9 protein-coding genes, 1 pseudogene and 1 other annotated feature are annotated in these 12,850 nt (G+C 37.5%); of the genes and pseudogenes, 7 read left to right on the top strand and 3 right to left on the bottom strand.

Annotated features, from left to right (window positions below; genetic code table 11):
• The first annotated feature begins 73 nt into the window (after positions 1–73).
• The 3 genes from O0550_RS11265 to brnQ all read left to right on the top strand — a co-directional run bounded on the left by O0550_RS11265 (position 74) and on the right by brnQ (position 5,762).
• Entirely contained in the window at positions 74–1,876 is a 1,803-nt protein-coding gene (locus O0550_RS11265; protein ID WP_258426337.1) for an ABC transporter ATP-binding protein, read from the top strand.
• A complete protein-coding gene (locus O0550_RS11260; protein WP_258426336.1) occupies positions 1,867–3,651 on the top strand; it encodes an ABC transporter ATP-binding protein in 1,785 nt (594 codons plus the stop codon). The genes O0550_RS11265 and O0550_RS11260 overlap by 10 nt, the downstream gene beginning before the upstream one ends.
• A gap of 109 nt (positions 3,652–3,760) precedes the next feature.
• Positions 3,761–4,013, top strand: a binding site (T-box leader).
• Positions 4,014–4,391: 378 nt separating this feature from the next.
• On the top strand, positions 4,392–5,762 hold the full coding sequence (gene brnQ / locus O0550_RS11255) for a branched-chain amino acid transport system II carrier protein (protein WP_258426335.1): 1,371 nt from the start codon (positions 4,392–4,394) through the stop codon (positions 5,760–5,762).
• 751 nt (positions 5,763–6,513) lie between these two features.
• On the opposite strand, the gene O0550_RS11250 is transcribed toward brnQ, so the two are convergent.
• The 3 genes from O0550_RS11250 to O0550_RS11240 all read right to left on the bottom strand — a co-directional run bounded on the left by O0550_RS11250 (position 6,514) and on the right by O0550_RS11240 (position 8,538).
• Complete coding sequence (locus tag O0550_RS11250; RefSeq protein ID WP_003339344.1) at positions 6,514–6,732, bottom strand: helix-turn-helix domain-containing protein; 219 nt, start codon at positions 6,730–6,732, stop codon at positions 6,514–6,516.
• Positions 6,733–6,742: 10 nt separating this feature from the next.
• A complete protein-coding gene (locus O0550_RS11245; RefSeq protein ID WP_003339343.1) occupies positions 6,743–7,225 on the bottom strand; it encodes a DUF2975 domain-containing protein in 483 nt (160 codons plus the stop codon).
• 716 nt (positions 7,226–7,941) lie between these two features.
• Positions 7,942–8,538 (bottom strand): hypothetical protein, encoded by a 597-nt coding sequence (locus O0550_RS11240; protein WP_003339337.1) that lies wholly within the window; start codon positions 8,536–8,538, stop codon positions 7,942–7,944.
• 196 nt (positions 8,539–8,734) lie between these two features.
• On the opposite strand from O0550_RS11240, the gene O0550_RS11235 reads away from it, so the two are divergent.
• From O0550_RS11235 to O0550_RS11220, 4 genes and pseudogenes are all read left to right on the top strand, one after another.
• Positions 8,735–9,409: a DUF1232 domain-containing protein gene (locus tag O0550_RS11235; RefSeq protein WP_101668254.1), complete on the top strand. Its 675-nt coding sequence runs from the start codon at positions 8,735–8,737 to the stop codon at positions 9,407–9,409.
• A 377-nt stretch (positions 9,410–9,786) separates the two neighbouring features.
• Positions 9,787–10,164: a replication termination protein gene (locus O0550_RS11230; protein WP_022584904.1), complete on the top strand. Its 378-nt coding sequence runs from the start codon at positions 9,787–9,789 to the stop codon at positions 10,162–10,164.
• Positions 10,165–10,378: 214 nt separating this feature from the next.
• Positions 10,379–10,525: pseudogene (locus tag O0550_RS24675) on the top strand (type I methionyl aminopeptidase); the annotation flags it as partial.
• A gap of 161 nt (positions 10,526–10,686) precedes the next feature.
• Positions 10,687–12,222: an FAD-dependent oxidoreductase gene (locus O0550_RS11220; RefSeq protein WP_003339331.1), complete on the top strand. Its 1,536-nt coding sequence runs from the start codon at positions 10,687–10,689 to the stop codon at positions 12,220–12,222.
• Positions 12,223–12,850: the final 628 nt, after the last annotated feature.

Below are 12,850 nucleotides of genomic sequence, written 5' to 3'. Positions count from 1 at the left end.
TTCGTGATTTCCCCTATAAAGAATCTGAATTTGTAGGGGAAATCACTATCTATCTTTTCGAGAGGAGCAGCAGATGAATTTTCAAAAACAAGAGCAAGCACCCCTAAAAAAACCTGTATTCCAGTGGGTATTAACACATGTAAAACCATATCGTTTTTGGGTTTTTCTCTGTATCGTTACTTCTCTTATTGTAGCGACAGTCGAAATTTGGATGGGCATCTTAATTAGAACGATGGTTGAAAATACAAATGACTATCAGAAGCTAATAAGCTTTGCTACCCTGATTTTCGGATTAACGATTGTCGGCTTTGTTTCAAAATATTTCATAAAATTTTCAGCCGTAAAATTTAGCGCAAACGCTCTCCGAGATTTAAAAAATAATGTTACTAATCATATCGAAAAAATGCCTATTTCGGTGGTTGAAAAATATCACTCTGGAGATATTACCTCTCGCTTAACAAACGATGCTACGGTATTACAGAATTTTTTGCAGCAGCATTTCTACCAAATTTTTTATATGCCAATTATTTTTATTGGAGCACTTTGCTTACTTGTTTCTACTAATTGGAAATTGGTTGTGTTAAGCATCTCCATTTTGCCAGTAGCAATTTTGATTATGAATTTTTTGAGTAAACCTTTACAAAAACATACGGAAGAATTACAACAGAACCTTGGGAAAGCTAACTCCATCGCCCAAGATACGTTGGCAGGGATACATATGGTCAAAGCTTTTAATTTAACAGATGTGTTATTTGGGAAATATTCTTCTACCATGGCTATCGTTTTGCAGAAAGGAATTTTGGTAGAAAAGAAGCGGGCATGGATGACTGCACCTGGTATGTTGCTTTTCTCTGCACCAATCGTGTTTTTTATCGCATACGGAGGATATTTAATTCAAACAGGGGAGTTAGATTTAGGAAATTTGGTCTTGTTTAGTTATTTGCTTACCTACATTATAGAGCCACTTTCTCTCATGCCTGTATTATTTGCACAAGTTCAAGAGGTTTCGGGTGCATCTAAACGTATGTTCGATATTCTGGAACAGCCAATTGAACAAGAGGACAAGCCTTGCTTGGACATGGGAGCAAACACACAACCAGTTGTTTTTAACAACGTATCATTTGCTTATGATGGTCATGAAAAAATATTGGATCGGGTTAGCTTTACTTTATCTGAGAACAAAACAATTGCATTAGTAGGTGCTAGTGGAAGTGGAAAAAGCACAATCTTAAAACTATTATGTGGTTTTTACTCCGCGACAGATGAGAAGGAAGGCAGCAGCATCACTGTTTATGGACACAGTCTACAGGAATGGAACCTAAGCGACATGCGTAAGTATATTTCCCTGGTATCTCAAGACACCTATCTTTTCCCCGTATCTATTGCCGAAAATATAGGGTTCGGAAAAACAGATGCTACAAGAGATGAGATCATTGCCGCAGCAAAGGCAGCAAATGCCCATCAATTCATTATGCAGCTTCCTGAAGGCTACCAAACTATCGTTGGGGAAAGAGGATCACGCTTATCCGGGGGACAAAAACAACGTATTGCAATTGCTCGGGCTATTTTAAAAGATGCACCTATTCTGCTACTAGACGAACCTACCTCCGCATTAGACACCCAATCCGAAGCACTGGTGCAAGAAGCACTTGAACAGATGATAAGAAATCGTTCGGTTCTTGTTGTTGCCCACCGTCTCTCAACGATTAAGGAAGCCGACGAATTGCTGGTATTAGATAGGGGACATATTGTCGAGCGTGGAACACATACGGAATTACTTACGAAAAATGGAGTATATGCGAGACTTTATAAAAAGCAATTTATTGAGGGAGAAAATAAAAGGATGGCAGACGAGGAGGTATACTCATGTTCTTAAAAAAATGGCTCAACGAACTTGTATATCTGCTATCTTTTATGGGGTCTAGAAAGAAGAAATATATTTTTGGTATGCTAGGTGACGGCTTTATTCAAGCTGGTATTGTGATCGTTTTACCGTTTGTATTTAAAGATGTAACTGATTTTGCTAGCGGCAGCGGCAGGGATACCGCTTTGTTAATTCGTGCGGTACTTATGATTAGTGGAACTCTGCTGCTAGTGAGTATCTTGTCCCCAACGTTTAGCTATATGTATCGTCGTACGGTCAAAGAGGTAATGGCTGATGTGAGGCTAATCTTATTTAAACAAGTAGGGAGATTGCCATCCCGCTACTATGAACAGCATCATTCCGGCGATATTATGTCCAGATTGAGTAATGATTTACTGACGATGGAGCGGACGTATTCAGAACATATCAAGACGATTGCGATCGTTCTCATTTCTTTACTAGGTTCCTTGACGGGTATGTTTTTATTAGATTGGAGATTTGCTTCAGTACTGGTTGGCCTTAGTGCAGTAACTCTTTATATTAATACACGATTTGCTAAATCCGTGCGTAAGATAAGTGATAAAACACAACTACAACAAGGAGTTTTGACGGAAAGATTGAATGATTTTTTAGCCGGGCTGCCTATTATTAAAATATTCCATTTAAAACATGTTGTCACACAACGCTACATCGAGATGAATGAACATGTAACCTCTTCAACAATTAAACAAGGTCATAAGAATGCATTGTTAGAAGGAACCAACTTTTTCATTAACTTTTTAAGCTTTGGTGGGATGCTGGTTTTTGGGATTATCATGGTTGCTCAAGACGTAATCGGTGTAGGCTCTCTTGTAGCAATCATTCAACAGCAACTATTAGTAACAGTAGGATTTCTTCACCTGGGCCAGGTTTTATCGATTCTACAAAGCTCTCTTTCAGGTGCTTCTCGTGTTATTGAGCTCCTTTCAGAACCAATTGAACCTGAACGTTATATCCCCTTACCCGATGAGCTACCTTATCAAAAGGATAAGGTGTTAGAAATGAATCAGATTGTTTTTGAATATGATTCTGACGCGAAAGTATTAGATGATTTTTCATTCTCGATTGGAGAGGGCGAAACGGCTGCTCTTGTAGGAGCCAGTGGCAGTGGAAAAAGCACAGTGATTAAATTATTACTGGGGTACTATCCAGCTAAAAGCGGGTCTATCCTCATGTTTGGCAAAACAATTGGAGAATATAGCCTTCAAGAAATGAGAAGCCTGATCGCTTATGTTCCACAGGATGCTTATTTATTTGAGGGAACAATTGAAGAGAATATTCGCTATGGAAAGCTAGACGCTACTCATGAGGAAATCGTTGAAGCTACTAGAGCAGCATACGCGCATGATTTTATCATGGGTCTTCCAAATGGCTATGAAACCCGTGTAGGGGAGCGTGGCGCCATGCTGTCTGGTGGTCAGCGTCAACGAATAGCGATTGCTCGGGCCATTATAAAAAATGCACCTATCCTTTTATTGGATGAAGCCACCTCAGCGTTGGATTCTGGATCAGAATATTGGGTGCAAAAAGCCTTAGCCGAACTCATGAAAGATCGAACAACTCTAATCGTCGCACATCGTCTTTCTACAGTAGAGGAAGCTGATATGATTTATGTTGTAGATCGAGGAAAGGTGGTTGAGAACGGGCGCCATCAAGAACTTCTTTCGAAAAATGGGTTTTACTCTACCTTGTATAAGATGCAAACAAGCCTTTCAGAGGAGCATGGGCTTAAAGCATCTTCTGTTTAACCATTTTTTCTCTCATAGCAAAAATAACAACGTATCGCTTGACAGTAGCAAAAAGCTGACTATAATTAATAAAAAGCAACTATGTTTTCTGCTTGTTAACATTTACATATAAAAGGCATTGAAAAGGATAGTAGATAATCAAGTGTGTGATTAGAGAGCTGCCCCTTGGCTGGAAGGGTGGTGACGGACTGATTATTGAATGTCACCTTTGAGCTTTACTCGCCAAAGATTGAGTAAGATCGAGTAGTGAGTAACGGTTGGTCTCGTTAATAGACCCGAGTCATGATAATTGACTTACAGAGCTTGTTTTTGTGAAAAAGCAAGAAAGCTGAGTGGTACCGTGTAAAATATACACCTCAGAATGAGATGATAAATGTCATTTCGTTCTGAGGTTTTTTATTTTTTTATAAATGATGTAAAATTTCATATCTTCATGACTTGCAATGAATAGGAGTAGTAGAAAGAAGCTCTAGATGTACAGAAATCCGTTCCACGGCTGAGAGAACGGGCACTATCTTTTTCCGAAGTCGCCTATGAGCAGTGTATGTGAAAAGCAAATGCCCAAGTAATATACACCGAGTGATCCACGTTATAGGATGAAAGTCTATGACTTCATAATGTCTAATTCTCGTGAGTGAATTAGAGAAAACTGGGTGGTACCGCGAACCTCTCGCCTCAGTCATCATTTTTACGATGATAAGGCGAGAGGTTTTATTTTTTTGAGAAAAAGGAGAAGAAAAATGAAACAGCTATCATGGAAGGAACAGTTGTATATTGGACTTATGTTATTCGCTTTATTTTTTGGAGCAGGTAATCTAGTATTTCCCCCTGCACTTGGATTTTCGGCAGGCGAAAATTTATGGCAGGCTATGCTTGGCTTTCTCATTACTGCTGTTGGCCTACCGATCTTAGGGGTAACTGCGATTGCGAAAAGTGGGGGCTTAGATGTCTTAACGAATCGGGTGCATCCTATTTTTGCTATCGTATTTACCTTGACGACTTACTTATGCTTGGGGCCCTTTTTAGTTATACCGCGTGCAGGTAACGTTGCATTTGAAATGGGTGTTGTTCCCTTTTTACCTGATTTTTTACGTGCTAATTCATTGACATTAACAGTGTATACAGTTATTTATTTTGTCATCAATTTTTGGCTCTGTCTCAATCCTTCTAAGATGTTTGCACGTATTGGAAAAATTTTAACCCCTATTTTACTTAGCATGATTACAATCATTTTTATACAAAGCCAGTTTTATCCGATTGGTGATTTTGGGAAACCAGTTGAGGCGTACCAACAGTCCGCTACCTTCAAAGGCTTTATGGAAGGCTATATGACAATGGATACATTAGCTGCATTACTATTTGGAGGAGTAATCGTTGCAGCCTTTGAGAGAAAAAATATCTCGAATAAAAAACAAATTGCCCGTCTTACGATGAGAACGGGGGTATTTGCTGGATTCCTACTAGCTCTAATCTATCTTATGCTGGGGTATTTAGGGGCGGTTAGCCAAAGCTTATTGCCTTCTTATCAAAATGGAGGAGAGATTTTGACGGCTGTTTCCACCAATTTATTTGGACAATACGGAACGATCTTACTAGGAACAGTATTTACTCTTGCTTGTATTACAACATCGGTTGGCCTGATAACCTCCTGCGGACAGTATTTCGCAAAGCTTATGCCACGTTTTTCTTATACGGTGTGGACGGGAATCGTGTGCTTTACGAGTATGATTATTGCTAATTTGGGACTTAATCAAATTATTGTTTTTTCAGTACCCATTCTGTTAGTGATTTACCCATTAACAATTGTTTTAATCATTTTATCCTTTGGACATTCCCTTTTTAAAGGATATAAGTCAGTTTATAAAATGAGCTTGCTGGGAACGGCTATGATTAGTTTAGTAGACGCCTTACAGCAAAGTAAATTCGTAGATGTTTCGTTCATTACAAACATATATCGTTACCTTCCGTTGTATGAGCAAGGAATAGGGTGGGTACTACCAGCCTTAATTGGTGCATACATTGGCTTTTTATGGGGGAAAGGAAAAGAAAATCAGTTGCAGCTAGGGAAAACATCCCATACTTCCTTTTCACAAATAGAGGAGGGCCAGTAAATAGATAAGGCGTTGCAGAATAAATCGCCCTATATCATCTGCGCCATATCAATCCTTATTTAATATTGCTACCCTGTGGAACAATCATAAGCAAACAGTCGATCTCACGAGCATGAGGGTGAGAACGGCTGTTTTTCCTTGGCATCCTTATCGTAATGTTATATTGACCACTACTAAAAACTCTGCATCACATTCTCGATGCAGAGTTTTTAGTAATCAACGGGATAAGCTAACTGTTTGAGCGCCGTGTTCTCCAATCCATTCATCGTTGTGGAAAATCCATGGCTATTCCTGCGAATCTGCTGAGAAAAAGAAAGGGAGTTTGTGAGTTTTACTTACTGTTGTCACTAAATACTTGTTTTTTTCATCTTTATTTAGTGTAATTTTGACACGAATTATAATATATTTTGTCATTATACTAAAGTTTTATCAGACGTTCACGAAAAATAAGGCTTTAGACTCGCACTCCAAAACTGGTGCGGGTTCTCAAACTTTAAAAACTTCTGTCTCTAATAAATATGTTTTAGACTGTGTTAACTAATATAAATAAATGCAGTCTAAAACTTGAAAATAAAGTCTTTCTGTAACTCTTTATTACAAATTTAAAGAACTACATGTTTATCGCATATGTGCTTAGAAATTTAATTGGAAAATCTAAAGAGGTAATTCAGGAACGAAATAACATGTTTCTGAATTACCTCTTTTTAATATACTATCGAACCCGTTAGTTAAATAAATTTGTTGTCTGTTTTTATTGAGTGTCTTCGTTGCTTTTGTACTCCAAAATATCACCCGGCTGACAATCCAAAGTCTTACATATCGCTTCTAATGTTGAAAAACGAATCGCTTTTGCTTTCCTGTTTTTCAGAATGGAAAGATTCGCCATAGTAATTCCAACCCTCTCCGAAAGTTCTGTTACGCTCATTTTCCTTTTTGCCAACATTACATCAATATTGATGATAATCGCCATGATATACACCTCAGATCGTTAAATCATTTTCTGATTTTATATTAATAGCTTCTTGTAAAAGTCTTTGGAGAACAGCAGCAAAAACGGCGATCACCATAGAGGCGAAAATAATGACCAATCCGATTGGTCTGAAACTTGGAGGGTCAACTCTCTCCGCCATGAGATTGTAGAGTGGCATACCTAGCAGGTACAAGGTACTGATTGTGATGGCACAGTATTTTATATTCTTTAAAGCCTTTACGGATAATTCCGAGAACGCTTGGTTCTTATCAATATAGTTTAAAAGTTTAAAAGCTTGATACAGAGCAAAGTAAAAAGGTATCGCTGCCGCGTACATATCGATTAAAACGAGGGATTTCATATAAGCAATATCTGGATACAATTCTCCAGCAAAATTCCCGATCTTAGGCACCAAAAATATGCAGAATGCAAGAACTGGGATTCCAATAAGAATATTAGCTATCTTCAAAAAGAGTGTTGTTCCCCGTTTCATAAAGAGCACCTCGCTAATTTAATTATAAAATGACTTTAACACGTAATTTATTGTTTTACAATAAATTTATATCGTTTTTTATTACATTGTTATTGTTAATGGAATATCCTTTTTATTTTAAGCAAAAAAATAAAAAGCATTTCTCATTACAAAGAAATGCTCTTACTTTAAAATGTTAAATTTACAACTTGTTTAACAAAACAATAAAATAAGCAGACTGCGGTAGTCTGCTCAACAATGTATAGTATTCAACTATCGTATCCGTTAGTTCAACACAATATAAGTGTGCTGAATAGCATGAAACGTGATAAATCCCGGTATTTTGATCCTATTGCCACTTTGTCACAGACCGAAGAGCTTGCTGAAGGGTTAACTGATGAGAAAAAGGCTTAGCTATTATTAAGAAAGCAAATAAAAACCCTTAGGGCTAAAAAATCCCGAGGGTTTTAAATCCTTTCAAGTCCTGATCCGTATGCATATCTTTGGCCATTACTCCTTTTCTTATTGAAGCTGGCACGAAAAAACGGTTCAGGACGACTTCTTTTATCTACAGTATCTTCCAAAAGACCTCTTCTCCTCATGATACTTTTTGATTTTTACAAGTTACAGCAATCCCATTTTTACATCCGTTTGTTTTAACAATAGACCGTTTCCTTGATGTAATAGGGGAAGCCGGTCTATTTACGTGTTGGTGATGAGTGGAACAGACATCTCACTTACAGAAACATTTCAAGCACGCATAATAGGATGATTGTGCCGCTGATGAGGGTCCCAAATTTGCCAAGATGCAAGGAGCAAATTTTGATCTTTCTTACTTTTTCTCCAAAGGCTAGACTCATCCACAGAGTGAAAAAGCTGGAAAGAGATACTGTGAAAGTGATCGTAATGGCTGGGAGTTTATGAAAAAAAGCAATTAGTTTGTTTGATAAGGCATGAATCGAAAAAGCAAGTAGCAGAATCGTTGCTTCTCCTATTTTTAGTGGAGCAGATTTATGACAATAGGAGCATTCAGCAGTGCTTAGCATGTGCGTAAGCTGTTTGGAAAAAATGTTTTCAAGAACGATCACATTTTTTCGATCGATCGCTAATAAAATAATTTGACTAACAATTACACTTACTAAGAAGCCAACGACGAGAAGGGAAATCCACTGACCAAAATAAATGCTGCTTAAGCTAACGAGTAAATAGATCAGAGGGATCCATATCGCAGTTACATTTAAATTATGAAGTTCTCTTAAGCTATGAGCTAAGGTAGCACTTAATTGATCCAGACTAGATGATGAGGCAAGACCAACTAATAACAATGCATTCATTGGAATACACTCCTTTTTGATAATGAACTTAGTTGTTAGTTACTTTTCCTACGTGAAAGCTATCTATATCATGAAAAAGCTTTTTCTTACTTGTATGTTACGAAAACGTTTAGAAAATGTGCGTATTGCCAGTGCCCAATGTTTACTTTATCTAAACAGGTTTGCATTCATAAATGTAAATGGGGGAGGATGGGTAATGGGAAACCAGTCAAAAGAGACAGAATTAGGAATTCTCATTAAGAAATTACTTCAAGAACGGTCAATGTCCATGCGCAAACTAAGCAAGCAGTCTAGAATCAATGTGGCAACCATTTCTCGAATTATAAATGGGAAACAAGCTGCTCGCCCAAGGCATTTGGAGCAAATCAGTAAGTGTCTTGAAGTATCAATGGACCTTTTATATGTAGCGGCTGGATATCCTTTAACAATCTCTAGAGAGCCTCTACCATCTGATATTCATACCTCCATTGACCACATCCAAAAGGTTCTTGAATCATCAGGCTTATTCGACTGGAAATATACAACGAAGCAGGTGCAACAAGAATTAGAAAAATATGAAAAGCATGCACAAACGAATGAAGGAAGTAGAATCATTAAAGAAGAGTTTCAAGAGAAAGTTGAGAATGTGAATGGAGAAGGACCGTTTATTGAGCAATTAAAAGAAATGTATGGGCGATTTTACCATGAGGAGATTCACCCACTAGAGAAGGCTGTGATTGGCAGTGCGCTACTATATTTTATTTTGTCAGTTGACATCATTCCTGATTATGTCTTTCCCATTGGATATCTGGATGATGCAATTGCGGTTCAACTGACATTGCAAAAACTAGAGATGATAGAAGAGCAGAGGAGGAATGGGGATAGGGAATAAAACGTTTCAACTGATTAATAACAGGGGGGCTTGTTCAGATATAAACGTAAGAGTTGTTCTTGATCAAGAACAAGTGTTTTTGTATTATGATGAGTAGAAAATAGAAGGTACATATAAATGGCATACGATAGAGTCTGATGGTTAATAAAAAGCATCAAAAACAAATTGTACTATGTACTAATTGTACATATAGATTTTAGAAACATTGTGGTTTGTAATAGCTCCTTTTCCTCTTATAGCTCACTGTTTATCAGTTTAAACGAAAGTACTTATTCCTTTTGCCAAAAGGGGGAAAGAAAAAGAAACCATTGTATATTTTTTCCTTTTATGTACAATTAGTACATAGTACAATAATAGAAAGAAGGTGACACTCCACTATGTCAGAACGAGAAAGCACTGGGTTTTTAATGAAACAAAGAGCCTTTCTTAAGCTATATTTGATTACTATGGTGGAAATGAAAAAGGGATATGCCCTACAAATGCTTGATATTTTACAGCATGACTTTAAAAATCTTGGTTATCGACCGAATCACGCGGAGATTTATCGTTCTCTTGATGATCTTGTAGAGGATGGAATTTTGTATCGTGTAAAAAAGCTTCAGCCTAATATGAATTCGAAGCATAAGGAAGTTGTTTATTATCATTTTGTTTCGGACGGCGGATTTGAAGCAGCGATGCGTTATAAGGCAAACGTAAAAACGGATCTAGACAGATGTATCAAAATATTGCGAAAAGCAGTTGCAGATAACTATTAAGAAGATCATGACCAAGAACTGAACCAAAGTAGCCCTCTTACATGATTACCTTAAAAAGTCAAAATGAAAGCAACCGATAAGCCGTTAAAAAATGGGGATATCGTAACCATAGACTTTGTTGCTAACTTGCATGGTGGTCTTGCGGATTCGCTTGGACAATACAGTCGGGTACCATTTCTGAAGAAGCCAGACATTTATTGCAGGTTACGAAGGGCCTATGGTTAATGTTGGCTCATGGCATGTGAAAATAGATGCAAATACTTGGACAGCTCTCACTGTTGATGGTAAACTCTCCGCTCAATATGAGCATACTGTGGCGGTAATTAAGGATGAACCTCTGGTTTTTACGGAACAAGAGTAATTCCTCTCTAGTATGACGAAACATGCTATTCTTCTTTTATTTCCTTTCCAGGGATTCAAAACGTGAAAAAGATTACTTCCAAATACTCTTACAAGGTATAAGAACCCATGGTTTTTGGAAACAACTGTTTTCAACAAGGATTGAAAAACGGAGGATAACGAATGACACGTAATGACTTAGGAAGGGAAGACCTACCACGCTTTCCTGACCCATACTGGAAAGATTTCATTCAATTGCCGACATTTCCGGCCTTGCAAGAAGACCTAAAGGTAGATGTGGTTATCATTGGCGGAGGAATAACTGGCATCACAGCTGCCTATCTTCTCGTAAAGGAAGGCTTGAAGGTAGCATTACTAGAAGCCAATCGGTTAGTAAATGGAACTACTGGGCATACAACAGCTAAAATTACAGCCCAGCACGATTTGATTTATGATGAATTAATCAGTCATATGGGACAAACAAAAGCAAGACTGTATTATGAAGCCAATTCAGAAGCACTCCAATTTATTAAGCAGACTGTTTCGGAGCATCAAATCAACTGTGATTTTAGTCAACAGGATGCCTATATTTATGCTACTACCAAAGAGTATGCCCATAAGCTGGAGCAAGAGTATTCGGCCTATCAACAGCTTCGTATTCCTGGGGAGCTGGTCAATGACATCCCCTTTGATATTAACATTCATAATGCGTTATCAATGAAAGATCAAGCACAATTCCATCCGTTAGCTTATTTAGACAAGCTTGTACAATTGATTGTTGAAAATGGAGGCCTCATTTTTGAAAATTCGATGGCCATCGATCTCGAAGAAGGCGATCAGCCAACTGTAATTACCCGCGAAGGTCAACGAGTCACAGCAAATTATGTTCTTTCGTGTTCCCATTTTCCTTTTTACGATGGGATGGGTTTTTATTTTACAAGATTGCAAGCACAAAGATCATATGTAATTGCCATTAAAACGAAAAAAGAGTTTCCAGGTGGTATGTATATTAGCGCAGATCAGCCAACGCGATCTCTACGATCCGTAAGCATGAATGGAGAAGATCTTGTGCTGATCGGAGGAGATGGTCATAAAACCGGGCAAGGAAAGGACACTCTTGAACATTACAAAGCCTTAGAAGCATTTGCTCATGAAGTATTTGATGTAAAGGAAATCCTTTATCGCTGGTCAACTCAGGATCTCGTCACCCTAGATAAGGTTCCATATATTGGAGAGATCACTGCCAATCATCACAATGTTCTAGTGGCAACGGGCTACAGAAAATGGGGAATGACAAATAGTACTGCCGCAGCACTACTTCTTCGAGATATTGTGCTAAAAAGAGACAACCCTTATCTTGAGCTATATCGTCCTTCACGGTTTTATATAAATCCTAGTTTGAAGGAATTCTTTGCAGTAAATCTTGATGTCGCTAAGCATTTAATCAGTGGGAAACTTGAAGTCCCTGATCGAAAAATAGAAGATTTAGCGGATGGGGAAGGCTGTGTTGTTCTATATAATGGAGAACGTGCGGGTGCTTATAAGAATGAAAAAGGTCAATTATTCGTCGTAGATACGACATGTACACATTTAGGATGTGAAACAGAGTGGAATCATGGCGATCGGACCTGGGATTGTCCTTGCCACGGCTCAAGATTTTCACATACGGGCGAAGTTCTTGAGGGTCCAGCAGAGCTTCCTTTAAAAAGATTACATTAGGTCTCTTAGAAAAGAGAGCAATCAATAAGTCGATTCCTTCACTAAAAAAGGAATTGGCTTTTCTTTTTTGCGGTTTTACGCCTCAAGAGATCGTTTGGAGGATACATTGAAATCTAAATAATTAAAGTATTATATATTATTTCTTTGAAACAGTAAATGATGCAAACTAGCATCTTTGGATTTGATCAGGAAAAAAGCTCCTTCGCCAGTCTGTTATTGGTTAATTTTTACATGTAATTATATGTAACTATTTTACATTTTCAAGAATAAATAGGATTCTTGTTTTTTAGTCTACTATTTTGCAAAAGGTTCATTAGCATAGCCTGTTTGATTATTGTAAAGAAAACCCTATCATTTACAAATCAAGAAGATGGGGGAGAGAATCGAATCAGAATTAGCTTGTAAGCTTTAGAAACATTGATAGATATAATGAGGACTTTGATTGTTTTATGCTCTAAAGTAGCAAATAACTCTTTTACTAGTTATAAATTTGTAATGTAAACATGCACAATTAACCTTTGTTATTTCGTATTTTAGGATTTTTATTTTTTAACTTTTCTGTTATTTTTGGTTTTGTTTATTACTTTTACTTGATAAAATGGCAATAAAAAACAGAATGAGAAGACAG

This window comes from Brevibacillus halotolerans (genome assembly GCF_026891775.1).
GTDB lineage: Bacteria > Bacillota > Bacilli > Brevibacillales > Brevibacillaceae > Brevibacillus_B > Brevibacillus_B halotolerans.
Note: the sequence above shows the minus strand (reverse complement) of the source record. Positions and strands in the feature narration are given on the sequence as shown.

Coding starts and splice junctions, on each gene's coding strand:
- O0550_RS11240 (WP_003339337.1), bottom strand. CDS start 8,538: ATGAATGCATTGTTATTAGTTGGTCTTGCCTCATCATCTAGTCTGGAT.
- O0550_RS11220 (WP_003339331.1), top strand. CDS start 10,687: ATGACACGTAATGACTTAGGAAGGGAAGACCTACCACGCTTTCCTGAC.
- O0550_RS11260 (WP_258426336.1), top strand. CDS start 1,867: ATGTTCTTAAAAAAATGGCTCAACGAACTTGTATATCTGCTATCTTTT.
- brnQ (WP_258426335.1), top strand. CDS start 4,392: ATGAAACAGCTATCATGGAAGGAACAGTTGTATATTGGACTTATGTTA.
- O0550_RS11265 (WP_258426337.1), top strand. CDS start 74: ATGAATTTTCAAAAACAAGAGCAAGCACCCCTAAAAAAACCTGTATTC.
- O0550_RS11235 (WP_101668254.1), top strand. CDS start 8,735: ATGGGAAACCAGTCAAAAGAGACAGAATTAGGAATTCTCATTAAGAAA.
- O0550_RS11230 (WP_022584904.1), top strand. CDS start 9,787: ATGTCAGAACGAGAAAGCACTGGGTTTTTAATGAAACAAAGAGCCTTT.
- O0550_RS11250 (WP_003339344.1), bottom strand. CDS start 6,732: ATGGCGATTATCATCAATATTGATGTAATGTTGGCAAAAAGGAAAATG.
- O0550_RS11245 (WP_003339343.1), bottom strand. CDS start 7,225: ATGAAACGGGGAACAACACTCTTTTTGAAGATAGCTAATATTCTTATT.